The sequence below is a fragment of the Aeromonas sp. s1(2024) genome (genome assembly GCF_040908005.1).
Classification (GTDB): domain Bacteria; phylum Pseudomonadota; class Gammaproteobacteria; order Enterobacterales; family Aeromonadaceae; genus Aeromonas; species Aeromonas caviae.
On sequence record NZ_JBFOCW010000052.1, the window covers coordinates 15,239 to 36,041 of the forward strand.

Annotated in this window: 15 protein-coding genes and 1 pseudogene; 8 read left to right on the forward strand and 8 right to left on the reverse strand. The window is 61.3% G+C overall.

Going from position 1 to position 20,803, the window contains the following annotated elements; translation table 11 throughout:
• Window positions 1–143: 143 nt before the first annotated feature.
• Window positions 144–691 (forward strand): annotated as a pseudogene (locus AB5Y70_RS12095) (HD-GYP domain-containing protein).
• Here AB5Y70_RS12095 and AB5Y70_RS12100 read toward each other — a convergent pair.
• The 4 genes from AB5Y70_RS12100 to AB5Y70_RS12115 form a co-directional block, all read right to left on the reverse strand.
• Window positions 667–1,311 carry an MBL fold metallo-hydrolase gene (locus tag AB5Y70_RS12100; RefSeq protein ID WP_010674720.1) on the reverse strand — a complete coding sequence of 215 codons (645 nt, stop codon included), beginning with the start codon at window positions 1,309–1,311 and terminating at the stop codon, window positions 667–669. The pseudogene AB5Y70_RS12095 and the gene AB5Y70_RS12100 overlap by 25 nt on opposite strands.
• Window positions 1,305–2,435, reverse strand: coding sequence for a tRNA 2-selenouridine(34) synthase MnmH (mnmH, locus tag AB5Y70_RS12105; protein WP_010674721.1), 1,131 nt, complete (start codon window positions 2,433–2,435; stop codon window positions 1,305–1,307). The genes AB5Y70_RS12100 and mnmH overlap by 7 nt, the downstream gene beginning before the upstream one ends.
• Window positions 2,432–3,469, reverse strand: coding sequence for a selenide, water dikinase SelD (selD, locus tag AB5Y70_RS12110; protein ID WP_010674722.1), 1,038 nt, complete (start codon window positions 3,467–3,469; stop codon window positions 2,432–2,434). The genes mnmH and selD overlap by 4 nt, the downstream gene beginning before the upstream one ends.
• Window positions 3,470–3,817: 348 nt before the next feature.
• Window positions 3,818–5,002 carry an acyltransferase gene (locus AB5Y70_RS12115; protein ID WP_010674723.1) on the reverse strand — a complete coding sequence of 395 codons (1,185 nt, stop codon included), beginning with the start codon at window positions 5,000–5,002 and terminating at the stop codon, window positions 3,818–3,820.
• Between the two features lie 259 nt (window positions 5,003–5,261).
• Here AB5Y70_RS12115 and AB5Y70_RS12120 point away from each other — a divergent pair, with 259 nt between their 5' ends.
• Window positions 5,262–5,906: a glutathione S-transferase family protein gene (locus AB5Y70_RS12120; protein ID WP_010674724.1), complete on the forward strand. Its 645-nt coding sequence runs from the start codon at window positions 5,262–5,264 to the stop codon at window positions 5,904–5,906.
• A gap of 480 nt (window positions 5,907–6,386) precedes the next feature.
• Here the strand turns inward: AB5Y70_RS12120 and AB5Y70_RS12125 are convergent, their stop codons facing one another.
• Both AB5Y70_RS12125 and AB5Y70_RS12130 read right to left on the reverse strand, forming a co-directional pair.
• A complete protein-coding gene (locus tag AB5Y70_RS12125; RefSeq protein ID WP_010674725.1) occupies window positions 6,387–7,580 on the reverse strand; it encodes a class I SAM-dependent methyltransferase in 1,194 nt (397 codons plus the stop codon).
• Between the two features lie 183 nt (window positions 7,581–7,763).
• Complete coding sequence (locus AB5Y70_RS12130) at window positions 7,764–9,194, reverse strand: methyl-accepting chemotaxis protein (RefSeq protein ID WP_010674726.1); 1,431 nt, start codon at window positions 9,192–9,194, stop codon at window positions 7,764–7,766.
• 85 nt (window positions 9,195–9,279) lie between these two features.
• Here AB5Y70_RS12130 and AB5Y70_RS12135 point away from each other — a divergent pair, with 85 nt between their 5' ends.
• Window positions 9,280–9,552 carry an acylphosphatase gene (locus AB5Y70_RS12135; RefSeq protein WP_010674727.1) on the forward strand — a complete coding sequence of 91 codons (273 nt, stop codon included), beginning with the start codon at window positions 9,280–9,282 and terminating at the stop codon, window positions 9,550–9,552.
• A gap of 12 nt (window positions 9,553–9,564) precedes the next feature.
• Window positions 9,565–10,296 (forward strand): CHAD domain-containing protein, encoded by a 732-nt coding sequence (locus tag AB5Y70_RS12140; protein WP_010674728.1) that lies wholly within the window; start codon window positions 9,565–9,567, stop codon window positions 10,294–10,296.
• Between the two features lie 74 nt (window positions 10,297–10,370).
• On the opposite strand, the gene metG is transcribed toward AB5Y70_RS12140, so the two are convergent.
• On the reverse strand, window positions 10,371–12,404 hold the full coding sequence (metG, locus tag AB5Y70_RS12145) for a methionine--tRNA ligase (protein ID WP_010674729.1): 2,034 nt from the start codon (window positions 12,402–12,404) through the stop codon (window positions 10,371–10,373).
• Between the two features lie 185 nt (window positions 12,405–12,589).
• On the opposite strand from metG, the gene apbC reads away from it, so the two are divergent.
• The 4 genes from apbC (at window position 12,590) to AB5Y70_RS12165 (ending at window position 16,863) form a co-directional block, all read left to right on the forward strand.
• The gene (gene apbC / locus AB5Y70_RS12150) at window positions 12,590–13,672 is read left to right on the forward strand and encodes an iron-sulfur cluster carrier protein ApbC (protein ID WP_010674730.1); all 1,083 of its coding nucleotides are present in this window, start codon (window positions 12,590–12,592) and stop codon (window positions 13,670–13,672) included.
• Window positions 13,673–13,780: 108 nt separating this feature from the next.
• Window positions 13,781–14,425: a uridine kinase gene (udk, locus tag AB5Y70_RS12155; protein ID WP_010674731.1), complete on the forward strand. Its 645-nt coding sequence runs from the start codon at window positions 13,781–13,783 to the stop codon at window positions 14,423–14,425.
• 63 nt (window positions 14,426–14,488) lie between these two features.
• Complete coding sequence (dcd, locus tag AB5Y70_RS12160; RefSeq protein ID WP_010674732.1) at window positions 14,489–15,070, forward strand: dCTP deaminase; 582 nt, start codon at window positions 14,489–14,491, stop codon at window positions 15,068–15,070.
• Between the two features lie 320 nt (window positions 15,071–15,390).
• Complete coding sequence (locus AB5Y70_RS12165) at window positions 15,391–16,863, forward strand: inorganic phosphate transporter (RefSeq protein ID WP_029314527.1); 1,473 nt, start codon at window positions 15,391–15,393, stop codon at window positions 16,861–16,863.
• 656 nt (window positions 16,864–17,519) lie between these two features.
• Here the strand turns inward: AB5Y70_RS12165 and rne are convergent.
• Window positions 17,520–20,666: a ribonuclease E gene (rne, locus tag AB5Y70_RS12170; protein WP_029314528.1), complete on the reverse strand. Its 3,147-nt coding sequence runs from the start codon at window positions 20,664–20,666 to the stop codon at window positions 17,520–17,522.
• Between the last annotated feature and the right edge of the window lie 137 nt (window positions 20,667–20,803).

Consider the following 20,803-nt stretch of genomic DNA (forward strand, 5'->3'; position numbering starts at 1 on the left):
CGAGCACGGTGCGTGCCCGGGGGCGCAATCATCTCTCCCTGGTGCGCCTCGATCAGCTCGAGTGCAGCTATCGCACTGCCATCGTCATGCTGAGCGAGGCGGGCCACTACAACGACACCGACACCGGGGTGCATATCTGGCGCATGGCCGCATACGCCCGGGCCCTGGCTGATGCGGCTGGCTGGAGCCCGGAGCAGTCGGATCTGCTGGAGCTGGCGGCCCCCATGCACGACATGGGCAAGATTGGTATCCCCGATCACATCCTCAAGAAGCCTGGCCCCCTCACCGAGGAGGAGTGGATCATCATGCGAAGTCACCCGCGTATCGGTTACGAGATCTTGAGGCGATCCGATGCCCCCATTTTCGCATGGCGGCGGAGATTGCCCTGCACCACCACGAGAAATGGGACGGCTCGGGCTATCCCGCCGGCGAGACCGGCGAGGGGATCCCCGAGGCGTCGCGGATCGTGGCCATCGCCGACGTCTTTGACGCCCTGAGCGTGCGTCGTCCCTACAAGGAGCCCTGGCCCCTGGACCGGGTGCTGGCTACCATGCGCGATGGCTCCGGCCAGCACTTCGATCCCCGGCTGCTCTCCCGTTTTCTCGAGATCATGCCGGAGATCTTGCGCCTCAAGGCGCAATGGGATGCCCGCGAGGAGCGGGGGGATTACCAGATGGGCTGGGTCAGATAGGGATTGCTGGCCCGTTCGTGACCAAAGGTGGAGCTCGGGCCATGGCCCGGAATAAAGACGATCTCATCCCCGAGCGGCAGCAGGGTCTCGGTAATCGACCTGATCAGCGTCCCGTGATCCCCGCGCGGGAAATCGGTGCGGCCTATGCTGCCGGCAAAGAGCACATCCCCCACCCAGGCGAGGCGTTCTGCCTGGCAGAGCAGTACGATGTGGCCCGGAGTGTGGCCCGGGCAGAAATAGACCTCCAGCACGCATTTGCCAACCTGTACCTTGTCACCCTGTTCGAGCCAGCTATCCGGTGTAAAGGCCGGAGTATGGGCAAAGCCGAACATCTGGCTCTGCTGGGGCAGCATGTCGAGCCAGAAAGCATCCTCCTTGTGGGGGCCGGTAATGGCGATACCGGTTCTCTCGCGCAGCTCGGCGGCAGCGCCCACGTGATCCAGATGGCCGTGGGTCAGCAGGATATGGGTGAGGGTCAGCCCCAGTTTGGCAATGGCGGCCAGCAGCTTGTCCGCCTCGCCGCCGGGATCGACGAGGGCAGCCTGGCGGGTCTCGTCACACCAGATAAGCGAACAATTCTGGGCGAACTGGGTGACCGGGATCACCTCGAACTTCAACATGTGGGACTCTCCTGAGGGGTCTGAAGGGGGGAACGTTCGGCGAAGAAGGCGAGGCAGGCCTCCTTGTCACCACGAAACAGGATCCGCTCGCGCTTGTTGTCCAGCTGATAGCGGTACATGGGGTCATAGTAGCGAGTCAGCAGCAGCCTGATCCAGACCAGATGGGCGCGGGTGTCCCCGCTCTGGGCCTGTTCCCTGAGGGCGGCCTGCAACAGCCCATCGAGTTCGCGATAATCCTTGTCACCGAGTCGGCGCTTGAGCCTGGCCATGGCGTCGGTGAGGTAGCCGGCAAACAGCGGCCAGCCTGCATCTGGCCCATGGAACTCCAGATAGCGCAGCCAGAGATCCTGCACGTAATCGGTGCGGATCTGCTCGGCCCGTGCCTCCTGCGGCACCTCCACCACCACTAGAGGAGCCCGGCACATGGCCTCATAAAGGTTGAGTGGCAGGGCGCAGCGACCGATGAGACGGCTCTCGTCTTCCAGCACAAACTGTGATTCCCCCCGGTTGCGACGCTGAAGCAGCTCGATGGCAAGCCGATTTTCGAAGTCGATGTTGCCGGGTTGCCCACCCGGCAGTTGGCCAAACGACGACCCCCTGTGACGGGCGTGCCCTTCCAGATCCACCGCCTGGGTGATGTGCGCCAGCATGTGGGTCTTGCCGGAGCCGGTCATGCCGGTCAGCACGATCCAGTCGCACTCTGCACTGGCCTTCGCCTGGGTGTCGATGAGAAAGTGGCGCAGCGCCTTGTAGCCGCCCGCGACCCGGGGGCGGGTGATGCCGGCCTCGGCCAGCCACTGCTGCACTGTCTGGGAGCGCAGGCCGCCGCGAAAACAGTAGAGCAGGGCGTCGGGTTGCTGGCGCAACCTGGCCAGCCAGCCTTCCATGCGCGCGGCGCGCACCGCGCCACCTACCAGTTGATGGCCCAGGGTGATGGCTGCGGCCTGTCCCTCCTGCTTGTAACAGGTACCGACCCGGGCACGTTCCTCGTCAGTCATCAGCGGCAGGCTGACGGCGGTGGGAAAGGCCCCTTCCTTGAACTCGACGGGGGCACGCAGATCGATGAGTGGAACCTCATCCAAAAAGATCCGGGCGTAATCCGTGGCCAGTGGCAGGGCACTCATTGGACAACCTCGATGAACTGGTTGCCGGTGCGGGCCTGCAACTGGCCGATGGGAGAGAGGGTCAGCCCTGCCTGTGCGGCAATGGCAAGGAGCTCGGCTTCACTTTCTTTACCGACGGCTACCAGCAGGCCGCCGCTGGTCTGCGGGTCGCACAGGATGTTGCGGGTGCGATCATCCATGGCGCCCAGCTTATCACCATAGGAGTCGAAGTTGCGCAGGGTACCGCCCGGTACGCAGCCCTCACTCAGGTAGTAATCCACCTCGTCCAGCAGCGGCAGCGCCTTGAAGTCCAGACGGGCACTGACGCCGGAACCTTCGCACATCTCCAGCAGGTGGCCTGCCAGTCCAAAACCGGTCACGTCGGTCATGGCGTGCACGCCGGGGAGGGCGGCGAAGCGCTGGCCAATCTTGTTGAGGGTGCACATGGCATCCGGGGCCAGTTGCTCATGCTCGGGCTTGAGCTTGCCCTTCTTCTGAGCTGTGGTGAGGATGCCGATGCCAAGCGGCTTGGTCAGATAGAGGGTGTCGCCCACCTGGGCGGTGTCATTCTGCTTGATGGCGTCGAGTGGCACGATACCGGTCACCGCAAGACCGAAGATGGGCTCGGGGGCGTCGATGCTGTGGCCACCGGCGAGCGAGATACCCGCCTCGTGGCACACCTGGCGGCCGCCGTCGATCACCTGCTGGGCCACTTCCGGCGCCAGCGTGTTGATGGGCCAGCCGAGGATGGCGATGGCGACGATGGGCTTGCCGCCCATGGCGTAGATGTCGCTGATGGCGTTGGTGGCGGCGATGCGACCGAAGGTGAAGGGGTCATCGACGATGGGCATGAAGAAGTCGGTGGTGGTGACGATGCCCTGGCCGTTGCCGATGTCGACCACGGCGGCGTCATCCTTGCTGCTGTTGCCGACCACCAGGGTGGGGTCGTCAAAGCCCGGGATCTGGCTCTTCAAGATGGTGTCGAGCACCTTGGGGGAGATTTTGCAACCGCAGCCAGCGCCGTGGCTGTATTGGGTCAGACGAATGGAAGACATGCTTTCCCCTTGTGTGGGCAGACTTGCGTGTGCCAATAACTGCTGTGGCACCGTCAAATGTGCGCGCAAAAATAGGGTGGCCCTGGCGGCCTGTGAACACAGTGATGTCAGGCTGCCTGGCAGGACAGGAGGAGGGCAAGGATGCGCCGGCGAAGCCCCGCCAAGGACCACAGGACGGGCCATTATGCCACAAATGGCCGCTCTGGTTCGAACGGGAATTCACACAAAGCGCAGGGGATTGTCGGGTTCAAAAAGAGCCGTACTCTTCGCCTTGCTCAGGCTAGTCCCACTTTGAGCCGCCCCGACGGCGTGCCGGTCTTGCATCGGGGCAGCATGTGGCGACGGAAACTAGCCAGCTTGCTCCATCACTGGTTGGGGAGCCTTGCCTAGCCGGCGCAGTCGCCGTTGCAGCGGCCGCTCCAGCAGGGTGTAGCTCAGTGCCGAGAGCCCGATCAGCACGGCGAGCATCAACAGGGTGGCCAGCACCCCCAGCAAGGGGTTGGTCTGGGCGTACCACCACGCGGTGAGTCCCGGCGCCAGAGAGTGGACAAGCTCGCAGCCGGTGAGCAACACCAAGGCGTGGAGCAGGTAGATGGAGTAGGAGAGATCCCCCAGCCAGTTGGTGAAGCGGTTGTCCAGGAGGCGCAGCAGCGGGCTCTGGCGATCACCCTGGGCAGCGGCAATCCAGATCAGCAAGACGTAGGCGCTGATCAGCAGCAGGGTCAGCTGCGGCGTCATGGTGAACTGCATCAGTGCGAAGGGGAGCAGAAAGGCGAGCAGCAGCGGCAGATCTTGCTGCATCATGGACCACTGGCGGGCAGCCTTCACCTTGGGCAGCAGCCAGAGGCCGAGCACGAATTCACTCACCCCGCGCCCGATGGCCAGCGCTCCGCTGGTGACATCCAGGGTACCCCGGCTGTGCACGATAAAGGCCAGTACCGTCAGGGCCAGCAAGGGGGCGAGGTTGCTCCAGCGGCTGCGGGTGACGGCGAGCGGAATGAGCAGCGGAAACAGCAGATAGCTAATCCACTCCACGCTGAGCGACCAGGCGGCGAAGTTCCAGGTCAATCCGTGATCGGTCACCACCTGCAGCAGCAACAGGCTGCTTGGCAGCGCCTCGGCGGGGGTGAAGGGGGAACCAAAAGGAGGCATCCCCTCCCACTCCCACATCTTGAACAGGGGGCCGGCGTAGAAGCCAATCCCGTGGTGGGCCTTGTAGAGCTCCCAGCCAACCAGCAGCAGCAGGGTCACCAGGTAGAGGGGATACACCCGGGTGAGCCGCAGCCAGAGGAAGCGGCCATAACCAATGGTGCGGGGCGTGCGGGCGAAGGCCTCCCCGTAGACGTGGGCCAGCACCAGCCCGCTCAAAATAAAGAACAGATCGACCCAGAGGTAGCCGTTCTCGATGAGTTGGGTGTGGCCGGCGATCGACTCCATCCACTGGGGAAAGAGCAGCAAGCGGGCATGGAACAGCACCACCATCAGGGCAGCGATGCCCCGCAGCGGCGTCAACAGCGGCAATGATTGATTCATGACGGGATCCTTGATGATGTTCAGCTTGGCCTGACATCAATTTTTGTTGTGGTGCCGCTCATCAACCCTGATGAGTCGGCTGCCCCGGCTTGGCGGCCACAGGCGGGATCACCCTACCTAAAAGAGAGTCATACGAGTGTGATTGCCGTCATGAATGGGCGTTTATCATCCCAGGACCAGCATGGGATAGGGACGCATCGAAAATAGAGAGGGGATCTAGACTAGGGAAGTCATCCCTCTGAGCGTCAGGAACATCCCCATGAAACTCTATGCCCACCCCTTTTCGTCCTACAGCCAGAAAGTGCTGATCGCCCTTTACGAGAATGCCACCCCGTTCGAGTATCGGAATCTCGAAGAGCCGGCGGCGAACGCCGAACTTGCCGCCCTCTGGCCACTCAAGCGCTTCCCAGTGTTGCTGGATGATGGTCGCTGCATCCTCGAGAGCAGCACCATCGTCGCCCATCTGCAGGCGCACCATCCGGGTTCCATCAGCCTGATCCCGCCCGGCGATGCGGGTCTGGAGGTGCATATGCTGGATCGCATCTTCGACAACTATGTGATGACACCGATGCAAAAAGTGGTGCTGGATGCGCTGCGCCCGGTCGCGGATCGCGACCGCTATGGCGCAGTGGAGGCCCGCGAGATGCTCAATCAGATCTACCCCTGGCTTGATCAGCGACTGGAAGGACGCCACTGGATTGCCGGCGCAGACTTCACGCTGGCCGATTGCGCCGCCGCCCCCTCGCTCTTCTACGCCGACTGGGCCCACGAGATCCCGGCTGGCTATGGCCGTCTGCGTGCCTATCGCGCCCGTCTGCTCAATCATCCCTCCATCGTGCGGGTGGTGGAGGAGGCGAGGCCATTTCGACACTACTTCCCGCTGGGCGCGCCAGCGCGTGATTGAGCGGGATGACTTGTGGTGGGCGAGTATTGTCGCCCCAGGCAATGTGCGAGGCGGACAGGGGCATGGCGTGATCCATTGCAGGGGAAAACAGCAATATTCATTCAAATGAGTGGGTATGCGTTTATGGCTGATATTTCACCGAGAATTTTTGAATGTTGATGCGTAATATTTCATGCTTTTGCATAAAGCAAATGCCGGGCATGTCTCTGCTGGTGGGTTGTGTATGCCATGCCTGAGGTGAAAGAGAGATGAGAATCGGGTTAACGATGCGGCAACCTTTGATTGAAGATGGCAGTCGTCAGTCGAAGAGGAGGGATGGGGGCAGCAATCGCTGTTGGTGGCAAAGTCGGGGGGAGGTTGTCTCTTTGGCGGCCGCATAAAAAAAGCCCGCTTTGATCGCGGGCTTTTTGATGACTAGCAGAACCCAGCCTGGCCCGGATCTGGCACCGGGAACAAGGGGGCTGCGCTGGTCTGCTCGGCTTAGCGGGCGCGCACCACCAGTCCCTTGAGGTAGAAGCCTTCCGGATAGGCGGTGCCGATGGGGTGATCGGATGCCTGGGAGAGGAGCTCCAGGATCTGGGCATCACGGCCGGCATCGAGGGCCGCATCGGCCACTATCTTCTGGAACAGGCTCTGCTCCATCAGGCCGGAGCAGGAGTAGGTCAAGAGCACGCCACCCGGCGCCAGCAGTTGGAACGCCAGCATGTTGATGTCCTTGTAGCCGCGGCAGGCGCCCAGCAGCTGGGCCTTGCTCTCGGCAAACTTGGGCGGGTCCAGCACGATGACATCGAACTTCTCGCCCTTCTCGCGATATTCGCGCAAGAGCTTGAAGACGTCGTGACGCACGAACTGGGCGTTGCTGGTATCGAGACCGTTCAGTTCGGCGTTCTGGCGGGCGATGTCCAGCGCATTCTGGGAGAGATCGACGTTGACTACCTCCTTGGCACCGCCCTGGAGGGCATAGACCCCGAAACCGCCGGTGTAGCAGAAGCAGTTGAGCACCCGCTTGCCTTCAGTGTATTTCGCTGCGGCAAGGCGGTTATCCCGCTGATCCAGATAGAAACCCGTCTTGTGACCGTTGCGAATATCGACCAGGATCTTGACGCCGCCATTCTCCTCGATGACCACGGGGTCGGTCGGGGTCTCGCCATGGATGACGCCGGTGCGCTCCTTCAGCCCTTCCTTCTTGCGCACGGCCACGTCGGAGCGCTCATAGATGCTGCACTCGGGGTAGAGGGTACGCAGGGCTTGCGTGATCAGCTCGCGCTGGTACTCGGCACCGGCGGAGAGGATCTGGCACACCAGGAAGTCGGCGTAGCGGTCGATGGTGAGGCCCGGCAGACCGTCGGATTCGGCGGCGCAGAGGCGATAGCCGGTGAGGCCCTGACGCTTGATGAGCCCGTCACGGGACTCCTGCGCATATTTGAGGCGACGGATGAAGAAGTCGAGATCGACGCTCTCATCCTTGTCGAAGGTCCAGACCCGGGCACGGATCTGGGAGCTGCCGGACCAGGCGCCACGGGCGAGCCATTTGCCGTCATGGGTGAAGATCTCGACGGTATCGCCGTCAACGGGGTTGCCCTGCACCCGCTCAATGCCCTTGGAGAAGATCCAGGGGTGGCGACGCAGCAGGGATTTTTCGCGGCCTTTGACGAGATAGATGGAAGCGCTCATGGGTAGTTGCCGATGGTAGAAAAGAAGGGGGCATATAGTAGGGGCTGTGAGGGTAGGCACGCAAGCCGCGTCTACCGGGATCCGTGCATCCACACGCGGTCAGGGTCGAACGGGCTGTTTCGCGCGTCCCAAGCAACTGGCCCAGACATGGCAGGCCATCTGGACGATGGCCTGCCGGAGGGGTCAGATCCGCAGGCCGGTGAGCGCCTGACCGAGTTCGCTGGCGGTTCCCTTGAGGCCGGTGGTGCCGGCGACCGCCGCGCTGGCGGACTCCTCCACCCGGCTCGCCTCGTGGCGCACCTTGTCGAGGTTGCGGGTGATCTCTTCTGCCACCGAACTCTGCTCTTCGCTGGAGGTGGCGATCTGGGTGCTCATCTCCAGGACCGCATCGCTGTGGTTGCTGAGCCGCTCGATGTCCATGCCCACCTCGGTGATGAGCTGCTGGCTGTCGGCCGCGCGCCCCACCGTCTTCTCCATGATGTCGTTCAGCGCCCCGGTCCCGGCCTGGAGCTCCTCGATCATCTGCTGGATCTCCACCGTGGCCTGCTGGGTGCGGCTGGCGAGGGTGCGCACCTCGTCGGCCACCACCGCAAAGCCGCGTCCCTGTTCACCAGCCCGGGCGGCCTCGATGGCGGCGTTGAGGGCCAGCAGGTTGGTTTGCTGGGAGATGGCGTTGATGACGTTGACCACTTCGTTGATGCGATTGGCGTTGTGAGTCAGCCGCTCGACCGCGCCCGAGGCATTGCCAATCTCGTCTGCCAGGGTGCGGATGGCGGTGATGGTACGTGCCACCCGTTGTGCCCCGTGAGTCGCCTCGTCGCTGGACTGGCGGGTTTGCAGCAGGGTGTCGTTGGCGTTGCGGGCTACTTCCCGGATGGCGGCGGACATCTGCTCCATGGCGGCGGCCAGGGAGTCCATGTGCTGGCGCTGGGCACGGGCAAGCTGCTCGCCGTCGCTGGCATGCTCGCGAAATTCGTCGGCGGCCAGGGTAAGGGCATCGGCGGACTCTTCCACCAGTTGCACTATCTTGTGCTGGCGGTCGGTGAAGGTGTCGATGCTGCCCGCCAGAATGGAGAACTCATCCCGCACCGGGAAGAAATTGAGCCGGAAGGTGAGATCGCCGTTCGCCACCGTCTGCAATGCCTTGTTGGTGGAGTAGAGCGCCCCCGAGACAAAGGTCATCAGATAGTGGGTGATGAGGGCCAGCAGGGCGGCCAGCACCGCGATGATGGTGAGCGTGGTGCCCTGACCATCCCAGAGGGCGTAGTGACTCGTATCCAGGGTGCCGGAGACGACGCCCGCCTGACCTGCGCTGGCGCCATAGCGATAGATGTCTCCCTGCTGGCTAAGGCCGGTGGCGGCGCCAGGCGTGAGTACGAGATCCGCGGGCAGGGTAAGGGTCGGCTGCTGGCTCACCAGCTGGGCCGTGGTCTCGACCCGCCCTTTTAGCTGATCCACTCTGAGCTGCATCGCCTGATCATGGCCGTCGGCCAGCAGATACCAGGTGAGGAAGGCGATGAACACCAGGGGGCACCAGAAGGTGATGAGAAATTTCTCGCTGATCGTGAGGTGAATGAGATAACGGTCAACCCACCGAAACTTTACTTCTTTCATAATGGTATTGCGTCCTGCAAGGGGAAGAGAGTGTCGCGCTCATTATCGCCCCGGGGAAAAATTACTTAAGGGAAAGGTGTGATAAATGGGAGAGCAATCGTTTGTCGTGCGGGTGTGGGGTCAGGTTCAGGGGGTGGGGTTTCGCTACTTCACCCGGGAGCGGGCGCTGCAACTGGGGCTGCGGGGGCATGCCTACAACCTGGAAGATGGCTCGGTGGAGATCCTGATTGCCGGTCCCGAACAGAAGGTACAGATGATGCTGGGCTGGCTTGAGCACGGGCCCCGAACCGCCACCGTCACCCGAATGGAGTGCACCCAGGCGTTGCCACCCACCGGAACCGGTTTTCATACCAACTAGCCGGGAGGGGTCATGGGGGAGAGCGGGATTGCGCAGGCCAACCGGCTCGTTGGGCAATATCGGGGGGCGACCCTGGCACTGCGCCAGAACAAGGGGATGGAAGAGGTGCATGCCTACCGGATAGCGGCCCGCCGCCTGCTGGCGCTGCTCGCCCTGTGGCGACCCCTCATTCATGAGCCCGAGCTGGAGCGGCGATTGACCCGTGCCGTCGGCACGCTCTCCGCCCTGCGCGATGCCCAGGTCTATGCGCAGCATCATGGTGGTTCGCTTCGGCAGAACCGCTTGCCACGGGTCCCCCTGTTGACCGGCCCGCTGGCCCGTTGGCTGGCCCGACTGGAAGAGGTACCCGTCGATGTCGATCTCTTGCCGCTGTTTCGGCTGCATCTGGCGCTGTCACTGTCGGATGCACTGGCGAAGACCACCTCCCTTCCTATGGGCACCAAGGCGAAACTTCGGTGCTGGCACCGGCTGCGTCTGGTGCTGAAACAGGCGCGCTACGGGATGGAGCTGCTGACGGCACAGGGGGGAGGGGATCCGGCCTGGTTGTCCATGCTGGTGAGCTGGCAGGAGCGGCTTGGGCAATTGCAGGACAGGCGCCAATGGCTCAGACGCCTTGGGGGCGAAACGGGGCGAGGCCAGCAACGGCGAGCCCTGAAAACAGAGATCCGCTGCCAACTACTGCAACTGGATTGCCATCAGGCGGAGCTGGTCGCCCTTCGCATGGCATTGCTGCAGAGCGGGTAGTAAGCACCCCACAAGGTAAAAAAAGAGAGGCCATTGGCCTCTCTTTTCATTGGGACTGTCCGGGAAGGGGCGTATTACTTCACGCGCATGCCCGGCTGGGCACCTTCCTGGGGCTCGAGGATCCAGAGATCCTTGCCGCCCGGACCTGCCGCCAGCACCATGCCTTCGGACATGCCAAAGCGCATCTTGCGCGGGGCCAGGTTGGCCACCATCACGGTCAGCTTGCCTTCCAGATCTTCCGGGTTGTAGGCGGACTTGATACCGGCAAAGACCTGACGGGTTTCGCCGCCGATATCCAGTTGCAACTTCAGCAGCTTCTCGGCTTCCGGCACCGCTTCGGCTTTCTTGATCAGCGCCACCCGCAGGTCAATCTTGGCAAAGTCGTCGTAGGTGATGGTCTCGCTGATGGGATCGTCCACCAGGGGGCCTGCCGGCTTCTTGCTCTGCTCCTTGGCGAGATCTTCCTTGGACGCTTCCACCATGGCATCCACCTTGGCGGACTCGATGCGGGAGAAGAGCGCCTTGAAGGGGGCGACGCCGTGGTCGACCAGAGGGGCGGCGATGCCGTCCCAGGTCAGGGTCTCGCCGAGGAAGGCTTCGGCGCGCTCGGCCAGTTGCGGCATGACGGGCTTCAAGTAGGCCATCAGCACGCGGAACAGGTTGATGCCGACGGAGCAGACGGCTTGCAGTTCGGCATCCGCCCCTTCCTGCTTGGCGATGACCCAGGGAGCCTTGTCGTCCACATAGCGGTTGGCCTTGTCGGCCAGTGCCATGATCTCGCGGATGGCGCGACTGAATTCGCGCGCTTCATAGGCTTCGGCGATGCTGGCGCTGGCGTTGGCAAACTCGGCGTAGAGTGCGGGCTCGGCGCAGGTGGCGGCCAGCTTGCCGTCAAAACGCTTGGCGATAAAGCCGGCGTTGCGAGAGGCCAGGTTGACCAGCTTGTTGACCACGTCGGCGTTGACGCGGGAGACGAAGTCTTCGAGGTTCAAGTCCAGATCGTCGATGCGGCTGTTGAGCTTGGCGGCGTAGTAGTAACGCAGGCACTCCGGATCCAGGTGCTTGAGATAGGTGGACGCCTTGATGAAGGTGCCCTTGGACTTGGACATCTTGGCGCCGTTGACGGTCACATAGCCGTGCACGTTGACCTTGGTCGGCTTGCGGAAGTTCGCGCCTTCCAGCATGGCCGGCCAGAACAGGCAGTGGAAGTAGGCGATGTCCTTGCCGATGAAGTGATAGAGCTCGGCGTCGGAGTCCGCTTTCCAGTAGCTGTCGAAGTCGATGTCGCCGCGCTTGTTGCACAGGTTCTTGAACGACGCCATGTAGCCGATGGGGGCGTCCAGCCAGACATAGAAGTATTTGCCGGGGGCGCCGGGAATTTCGAAGCCGAAGTAGGGGGCGTCACGGGTGATGTCCCACTGCTGCAGGCCGCTTTCGAACCACTCTTGCATCTTGTTGGCCATCTCTTCCTGGATGGCGCCGGAGCCGCGCACCCAGTCGGCGAGCCAGGCTTCGAACTGGGGCAGGTCGAAGAAGTAGTGCTCGGAGTCCTTCATCACCGGGGTCGCACCGGAGACGGCGGATTTCGGATCAATCAGCTCGGTCGGGCTGTAGGTCGCGCCGCAACTGTCGCAGTTGTCACCGTACTGATCGGGGGACTTGCACTTGGGGCAGGTGCCCTTGACGAAGCGATCCGGGAGGAACATGGATTTTTCCGGATCGAACAGTTGGGAGATGGTGCGGATCTTGATTTTGCCGGACTCTTTGAGGCGGCCATAGATCACGCCCGCCAGCTCGCGGTTCTCGTCGCTGTGGGTGGAGTGGTAGTTGTCGAAGCTGATGTTGAAACCGGCAAAATCCCCCTGGTGCTCCTGGGAGACGGCGGCAATCATCTCTTCCGGCGAGATCCCCATCTGCTGCGCCTTGAGCATGATGGGCGTGCCGTGGGCATCGTCGGCACAGACGAAATGCACCTGATGGCCACGCATTCGCTGATAACGAACCCAGATATCGGCCTGGATGTGTTCCAGCATGTGGCCGAGATGGATGGAGCCGTTGGCATAGGGGAGGGCGCAGGTTACCAGCATTCTACGAGGATCAGTTGCCATAATACGTTCTTTATGTGCCTGTTGGGATGATACAGTGCCGTGCATGTTACCCGAATTGGAGGCGGCCTGCCTAGGGTTGTGGCCCCCGGTGCCCTGACTGGCGGCATCACGATGACGTCGGCAAGCCACTGATTTATGTGCGGTAACCGTTCACCTCAGCATAACGACAACATAATGGGGAGTTAATGGTGATTGATTCAGTAAAACAGATCCTGGCCGAATTTAAGCCGGCAGGATGGGGCAAGGATCTGGTCGCGGCTGGTTTTGTGCGTACCGTCGAGCGGCACGAACAGACCCTGGCCATCACGCTGGTGCTGCCCTTTGCCGGCCAGTCCCTGTTTGAACAGATCAAAGAGGAGTTCGATGCCCGGCTGCGCAGCGCAACCGGTGCGACCCGCATCGACTGGACGGGGGAGATAGACGTGGCCAGCATGCCCCGCGCGCAGCAACTGGCGGCGGTGCAGGGGATCCGCAATATCCTGGTGGTTGCCTCCGGCAAGGGAGGGGTGGGCAAGTCCACTACCGCGGTCAACCTGGCGCTGGCGCTGCAAAAAGAGGGGGCGCGGGTCGCCCTGCTGGATGCGGACATCTATGGCCCCTCCATCCCGACCATGACGGGGACCCTCAAGGAGCGCCCTGTCAGCTTTGATGGCAAGTTGATGGAGCCGGTGATGGCCTGCGGCATCAAGAGCAACAGCATCGGTTATCTGGTGGCCGAGCAGGATGCCACCATCTGGCGCGGTCCCATGGCGAGCAAGGCACTCGGGCAGATCCTGCACGAGACCCGCTGGGGCGAGGTGGACTACCTGGTGGTGGACATGCCCCCGGGCACCGGCGATATCCAGCTGACGCTGGCCCAGCAGGTGCCCACCACGGCGGCGGTGATCGTCACGACGCCCCAGGATGTGGCGCTGGCAGATGCCCGCAAGGGGATTGCCATGTTCAACAAGGTCAATGTGCCTGTGCTTGGCATCGTCGAGAACATGAGTTACCACGTCTGCAGTGCCTGCGGGCATCACGAGCCGTTGTTCGGTACCGGCGGTGGCCAGAAGATGGCGGAGCAGTATCACGTGGCGCTGCTTGGTCAGTTGCCGCTGCATATCGACATTCGCCAGCACATGGATGACGGCTGCCCCACCGTGTTCGGTGCGCCGGATGGCGAGCTGTCACAGACTTACCTGAAACTGGCTCGCCGGGTAGGGGCCGAGCTCTATTTCAGCGCAAAACCGATTGCGACCCCGCTCTACACGGTGGCGCTGGACGAATAATCGGCGTTCGGCCAAGGGGGACGGATTTGGGGTGGGCATGGCCACCCCTTTTTCATATAATGGATCGGTTTAAACAATCCCCAGTGCTCTTCTCTTTAGGTATTTTCAATGTCTGATACTCAACATTCCTGCGTGATCATCGGTATTGCTGGTGCATCCGCGTCCGGCAAGAGTCTTATCGCCCAAACCATCTATGAAGAGCTGGTGGCCGAGCTGGGAGCGGGTCAGATTGGTGTGATCACCGAGGATTGCTACTACCGTGATCAGACCCACCTGACCATGGAAGAGCGGGTCAAGACCAACTATGACCACCCCAATGCCCTGGATCACGATCTGCTGGTGCAGCATCTGACCCAGCTGACGCAAGGGGAGGCGGTCAACATCCCCCAGTACTCCTATACCGAGCACACGCGCATGACCGAGGTCACTACCTTTGCACCGCGCCGTGTCATCATCCTCGAAGGGATACTGCTGTTGACCGACAGCCGCCTGCGCGAACTGATGGACGCCTCCATCTTCATGGATACCCCGCTCGACATCTGTTTGCTGCGCCGTCTGGTGCGCGATGTGCAGGAGCGCGGTCGTACCATGGACTCCGTACTCAAGCAGTATCAGAAGACTGTGCGTCCCATGTTCATGCAGTTCATCGACCCGTCCAAGCAGTATGCCGACGTGATCGTGCCCCGTGGCGGCAAGAACCGCATCGCCATCGACATGCTCAAGGCGCGTATCCGCCATATGTTGATTGGTTGAGAGAAAACAAGCCGGGTGATGCCCGGCTTTTTTTAATGAATCTTTTGTCAGGAGAGTCGCAGAATGCGTCTTTGTGATACCGATATCGAACGGCACCTGGATGAAGGCAAGATCGTCATCGAGCCGCGGCCCGGTGTTGAGCGGATCAGCGGCGTCAGCGTCGATGTGCTGCTGGGCAACGAGTTTCGGGTGTTTCGCGATCATACCGCGCCTTACATCGACCTTGGCGGTACCAGTGCCGAGATGGCCGATGCCATCGAGCGGGTGATGAGCGAGGAGATCCACGTGCCGGACGGTGAAGCCTTCTATCTGCACCCGGGTCAGCTGGCGCTGGCGGTGACCTATGAATCGGTTACCTTGCCCGCCGATATTGTCGGCTGGCTGGATGGTCGCTCCTCCCTGGCGCGCCTGGGCCTCATGGTGCACGTCACCGCCCACCGCATCGATCCGGGCTGGTCCGGCCGCATCGTGCTGGAGTTTTACAACGGCGGCAAGTTGCCTCTGGCCCTGCGTCCCAAGATGAAGATCGGTGCCCTGAACTTCGAGATGCTGTCAGGTACCGCGGCTCGCCCGTACAACAAACGGGAAAATGCCAAATACAAGAGTCAGCAAGGGGCTGTGGCCAGCCGGATCAACCAGGATTGATCCCCGCACCGTGCGGCTTGTCTATCGAGGAGGGTGCCAAGGCACCCTCTTTTTTATCTGACAAAAGGAAACGGGCGTGCCGAGTGGGTTGAAAAGCGGCCTTTTTCGGGACATTGAGCCATGCTCCGGCTTTGATTGGCGCCTATCCACAGCAATGGAATGGACTTAAATTAATCCTCGACAAGCCCCGTTCCTACAGGCCCTAAGACATTTTCTGACGGAATGCCCTTTTTTTTTTTTGCTGAAATATTTCAACAACGGGTATGGCGCATCGAGCCTTCTGGCATAATCCGCCGCAACTCATAAACAGGTTCGTTTTTATGTTTGAAATGTTTAGTGGTTTGGGTTTGTGGTGGTCAATCGGTTTGGTATTGGCCGTTTTTTTTGTGCTGGCCTATGAATTCATCAACGGCTTTCACGATACCGCCAACGCGGTAGCAACGGTTATCTATACCAAGGCGATGCCGGCTCATATGGCGGTGGTGGCTTCCGGTCTGTTCAATTTCGCCGGTGTCATGCTGGGTGGGTTGGGGGTGGCCTATGCCATCGTTCACCTGCTGCCCATCGATCTGCTGCTTGGCATGGACTCTACCCAGGGTCTGATCATGGTGTTCTCCCTGCTGTTCTCGGCCATCGTCTGGAACCTGGGAACCTGGTACTTCGGCATTCCGGCATCCAGCTCCCACACCCTGATCGGTTCCATCCTGGGGGTAGGCGGCGCCTATGCCCTGATCAGCCATCAACCTCTGAAAGAGGGTATCAACGTCGGCAAAGCCATCGACATCATGCTCTCTCTCATCATCTCTCCCACCGTGGGCTTCATCATTGCCGCCTTGCTGCTGTTCGCCATGAAGCGCGTATGGCTTGGCAGCAAGATCCACAAGACCCCGGAAGAGCGCCTGCTGGTGGACGGCAAGAAGCATCCACCGTTCTGGGCCCGTGTCACACTGATTTGCTCCGCCATGGGGGTGAGCTTCGTACACGGTTCCAACGATGGCCAGAAAGGCATCGGTCTGGTGATGCTGGTGCTGATCTGCATGGCGCCTGCCTATTTTGCGCTGGACATGAACAGCCGCTCCTATGATCTGGACAGAACCCAGGATGCCAACCAGCGCATCATGGAGATCTACCAGCGTAACCAGGATCAGGTCTCCCATCTGGTGAACTTCAGTGTCCCTGCCAAAGCCCAGGAGGAGCTGATGAGCCACTGTGCGGCAGGGGAGGCCCTGCAGGCCATGGCGACCCTCGACAAGCGTCTGGGCCAGGTGCGCACCTACGAGGAGATGAATCTGGTGGATCGCCGCGAAGTGCGTCGCCTGCTGCTGTGCATCGACGACACTGCCCGCAAGGTCTCCAAGTTGCCACTGCCGGCCAAGGAGCTGACCGATCTCGCCAAGTGGCGCAAGGATCTGACCGCAACGGCCGAATATGCGCCGACCTGGGTCATCGTGTCCATCGCCCTGGCGCTCGGGTGCGGTACCATGGTGGGCTGGCGTCGTATCGTCTACACGGTAGGGGAGAAGATCGGTTCCTCCGGCATGACCTACAGCCAGGGCATTGCAGCCCAGATCACGGCCGCCGCGTCCATCGGGATTGCGAGTCTGACCGGGATGCCGGTGTCCACCACCCACATTCTCTCCTCTGCGGTAGCGGGGACCATGGTGGCCAACAAGTCCGGCCTGCAGAGCCAGACCATCAAGACCATTCTGCTGGCCTGGGTGCTGACATTGCCGCTCACCATGCTGCTCTCCGGCGGTCTCTTCCTGCTGAACAACCATCTCTTTGGCGGATAAGCGCGACAGTCATTGGAAATGAAACAAGGGCCTTCGGGCCCTTTTTTGTTGCCTGGTGAATGTCACGTCATACGGCAATAGTTCAATGAGTAATAGCTGTATGCCATCAGACAAGAAGTTGAATGACATTATCTATCACCTCTTTGGCTTCTCTACATCCCTGAGCCACTCGTTGTGCACAGTGAGGGGAACCTGCCTGTGTGACGCCTTGTTACGAGCCGACCCTTGCACGTGAAGCTGAAGGGAGGGCGTTCAACGGGTCTATGATCCTCACCAGAAATGATGAGAGTGAAGAGTGCCACAGGTTGCCCTATGTCTGGCATTCCCGTTCAACCTGGGTTGTCTCAGCCACCACTGAACACACCGACTGTGCTACCAAAGGGGAACGCTGCCAGACTGTTTGCCAATGGCTTCATATGCTGTCAATGCACGGACCCTGTCGACAAAGCAGAGCATGTCGTGATGCTTTGACAGAGATGAATTCTCTGTCTGGTGTGTTATTCACGTCTTGTTTGGACTGTGTGTGGTCGCTGAACATCGGGAAAGCGGCGGATATCGAACGGGCAGGGGGGAGAGCAAGGCGATGTCAGCCCCAATAAAGAGACAAAAAAAGAGCCACACGATGTGTGGCTCTTTATTCAGACTAACGAGTCTGCTCAGGGGCGACCGGCCGGGCTGGTTGCCACGTTGCTGGCAGCGGTGCTGCCACCGTGGCGACCGGAGGTCACGACTTCGCTGCGTACCAGGGGAGCGTACTCCACGGGTTCACGGGGTGTCGGGGCAGGAGCCGCAGCTGGCGTTGCCATGGGCGCATAAGCCTTGCGGGCACGGGCCAATACACCGGCACCCTTGCTGACCTTCACTTCGGGGCTGGTTGCTGGCTCGGTTTGCACCACGGCAGCCGGCATCTCGACGACCTCCGCCTCGGCGGTGGCCGTCTCCTCAGCGATAACGACAGGTGCCGCTTCAGCAACCGGTGCAACCTCTTCTGGGATGGCCTCCACTTGCTGGGTCTGCTCGACAGCATCGATCACGGCGACAGGTTCGTCATGAGAGGCGGTGTTGACGATAGGTTCGACCATCTCGGGTTCGACAACTGCCACTTCGGCGACGGGTTCAGCGTCTGCTTGCGCAACCTGCTCAACTTCGTCAGTGGAGGGCGCATCCACAGCCTGGGCTGCCAGTGCTTGCTCTGCCGCTTCCTCAGCAACGGCTTCAGCCACCACGTGTTCGGTCAGTGCGGCGGAAGCCTGCAGGGCGGCTGCAACCGCTTCTGCGCTCGGAATGGTGATGACAGGCACAACCGGTTCTTCCACCTTCACCTGAGCCGCATCGGCCTGGGCCGCGGTAGTCAGCTGCACTTCACCTTGTGCTTCGTCTTCACGCTGGCCACGAGCCTCTTCGTTGATGCGCTTGCGACGTTGTCCTTCGATGCGCTGATTGCGCGGGGTACGGCGGGAACGACGCTGACCTTCGCCTTGCTCTTCTTGTTGCTCAGCAGCGGCGGCTTGCACGTCGGCGACATCGGTGATTTGCTCGTCAGTCGGCAGGGCAGGGGTGTCGGTCGCGGCGACATCGACACGGATCTGCTTGCGCAGTTGGCGACGTTCGCGGCGCTCGGCCACTTTTTGCTCTTTTTCCTGACGCGGTTCAGCGCTGGCGACCGCAGTATCAACGGTATCAACCGCCTCGACGCTCACCTCGGCACGGGGTTCGCGGGGGGCGCGAGGTTCACGAGCCGGACGCGGGGCACGAGGTTCGCGCTCCTGGCGGGGTTCGCGAGGCTCACGCTCCATGCGCTGTTCGGTGCGCACTTCGCCACGGGGTTCCCGTTCCTGGCGCGGTTCCCGCTCTTGACGAGGCTCACGCTCTTTGCGCGGGCGACGATTGCGATCACTGCTCTCGCGGCTGGCTGCGCCTTCACGCTTCTCGCCGGCCTCGACATTGCGACTGCCGCGGTTGTCATCGCGACGGCCACGTTGACCACGGCTGCGGGATTCATCGCGCTGGTGACGGTGCCCGTCATCCTTGCGAGCTTCGCGCTGGGCGGCCGGTTTGTCGGCAGGCGCCTTCACCTCGGCCGGAGCCGCATCGGAGGAGGCACCGAACAGGCCGGAGAAGGCCTTGGCCAGCTTGCCAAAGAAGCCGACTTGTTCTGCAACCGGAGCGGGAGTCGCAACAGGAGCCGGGGCGGTGGGCGCAACCGGCTGGGGAGCCGGGGCAAACCCTTGCAGCAGCGGCTGTTCGCGCTCGACTACCTGAGCCTGGCGCGGCTGATAGACCGGCTTGGCAATCTCGGTTTTGAGCTCGTAGCTGGCCGCTTCCGGGATCTCGTTCTGACGGATGCGGGTCACTTCGTAGTGCGGGGTTTCCAGATGCTGGTTCGGAATGATGTAGACACGCACATCATTGCGCTGTTCCAGATTGGCGATGGAGGTACGCTTCTCGTTGAGCAGATAGGCGGCCACATCGACCGGCACCTGGGCATGAACCTGCTCGGTGTTGTCCTTCATGGCCTCTTCTTCGATGAGACGAAGGATGGACAGGGCGAGGGATTCGTTGTCACGGATGACCCCCTGACCCTGGCAACGGGGGCAGATATGGCTGCTGGACTCGTTGAGGGAGGGACGCAGACGCTGGCGAGACATCTCCAGCAGACCGAAACGGGAGATACGGCCCAGCTGGATACGGGCACGATCCTGATGCACCGCTTCACGCAGACGGTTTTCCACTTCGCGCTGATGGCGAACCGGGGTCATGTCGATGAAGTCGATGACAATCAGGCCACCCAGGTCACGCAGACGCAATTGACGGGCAATCTCGTCTGCTGCTTCCAGGTTGGTCTGCAGGGCGGTCTCTTCGATATCGCCGCCCTTGGTGGCGCGGGAGGAGTTGATATCGATGGAGGTCAGTGCTTCGGTCGGATCGATGACGATGCTGCCGCCGGAGGGCAGGCGCACTTCGCGCTGGAAGGCCGATTCGATCTGGCTCTCGATCTGGAAGTGGTTGAACAGGGCGACATCGCCCTTGTACAGCTTCACGCGATTGAGAAAATCGGGACGGACCAGCTCGATATGTGACTTGGCGCGCTCGAAGATGACCGGGTTGTCGATCAGGATCTCGCCCACATCGCGACGCAGATAGTCACGGATGGCGCGCACGATGACGTTGCTTTCCTGGTGAATGAGCACCGGAGCGGAACGTTGTTGTGACGCCTTGTGGATGGAGTCCCAGTGATTGAGCAGAACGTTCAGATCCCACTCCAGCTCTTCCGGGGACTTGCCCACACCGGCGGTGCGCACGATGAGGCCCATGCCGTCCGGCACGGTCAGTCCGCTCAGGGCTTCCTTCAGCTCGGTCCGCTCGTCACCCTCGATGCGACGGGAGATGCCGCCGGCACGAGGGTTGTTCGGCATCAGCACCAGGTAGCTGCCAGCCAGACTGATGAAGGTGGTGAGGGCTGCACCCTTGGTACCACGCTCTTCCTTGTCGATCTGGACAATGACTTCCTGGCCTTCGCGGACCACTTCTTTGATGTTGGGACGACCCTGATAGGAGTAACCGGAGGGGAAGTAATTGCGGGCGATTTCCTTTAACGGCAGGAAACCGTGGCGTTCGGCGCCATAGTCAACAAAAGCAGCTTCGAGACTGGGTTCTACTCGGGTGATTTTGCCCTTGTAAATGTTCGCTTTTTTCTGCTCGTGTCCCGGACTTTCAATATCCAAATCGTAGAGCTGTTGTCCGTCAACCAGCGCTACGCGCAACTCCTCTTCCTGAGTCGCGTTGATTAGCATTCTTTTCATTGAGTTCTCATTATTTTGTCATTTTGATTCCTCCACTGGGTCCTGCCGGCGCCGGCCTCGGGTCTTCAGCATGCTGGGGCAACCTCCCGGTTGGGGTATGCATGAGGCGCAAACTAAGGGCACTCTGGTTCAGCCTT

Coding starts and splice junctions, on each gene's coding strand:
- AB5Y70_RS12100 (WP_010674720.1), bottom strand. CDS start 1,311: ATGTTGAAGTTCGAGGTGATCCCGGTCACCCAGTTCGCCCAGAATTGT.
- mnmH (WP_010674721.1), bottom strand. CDS start 2,435: ATGAGTGCCCTGCCACTGGCCACGGATTACGCCCGGATCTTTTTGGAT.
- selD (WP_010674722.1), bottom strand. CDS start 3,469: ATGTCTTCCATTCGTCTGACCCAATACAGCCACGGCGCTGGCTGCGGT.
- AB5Y70_RS12115 (WP_010674723.1), bottom strand. CDS start 5,002: ATGAATCAATCATTGCCGCTGTTGACGCCGCTGCGGGGCATCGCTGCC.
- AB5Y70_RS12120 (WP_010674724.1), top strand. CDS start 5,262: ATGAAACTCTATGCCCACCCCTTTTCGTCCTACAGCCAGAAAGTGCTG.
- AB5Y70_RS12125 (WP_010674725.1), bottom strand. CDS start 7,580: ATGAGCGCTTCCATCTATCTCGTCAAAGGCCGCGAAAAATCCCTGCTG.
- AB5Y70_RS12130 (WP_010674726.1), bottom strand. CDS start 9,194: ATGAAAGAAGTAAAGTTTCGGTGGGTTGACCGTTATCTCATTCACCTC.
- AB5Y70_RS12135 (WP_010674727.1), top strand. CDS start 9,280: ATGGGAGAGCAATCGTTTGTCGTGCGGGTGTGGGGTCAGGTTCAGGGG.
- AB5Y70_RS12140 (WP_010674728.1), top strand. CDS start 9,565: ATGGGGGAGAGCGGGATTGCGCAGGCCAACCGGCTCGTTGGGCAATAT.
- metG (WP_010674729.1), bottom strand. CDS start 12,404: ATGGCAACTGATCCTCGTAGAATGCTGGTAACCTGCGCCCTCCCCTAT.
- apbC (WP_010674730.1), top strand. CDS start 12,590: ATGGTGATTGATTCAGTAAAACAGATCCTGGCCGAATTTAAGCCGGCA.
- udk (WP_010674731.1), top strand. CDS start 13,781: ATGTCTGATACTCAACATTCCTGCGTGATCATCGGTATTGCTGGTGCA.
- dcd (WP_010674732.1), top strand. CDS start 14,489: ATGCGTCTTTGTGATACCGATATCGAACGGCACCTGGATGAAGGCAAG.
- AB5Y70_RS12165 (WP_029314527.1), top strand. CDS start 15,391: ATGTTTGAAATGTTTAGTGGTTTGGGTTTGTGGTGGTCAATCGGTTTG.
- rne (WP_029314528.1), bottom strand. CDS start 20,666: ATGAAAAGAATGCTAATCAACGCGACTCAGGAAGAGGAGTTGCGCGTA.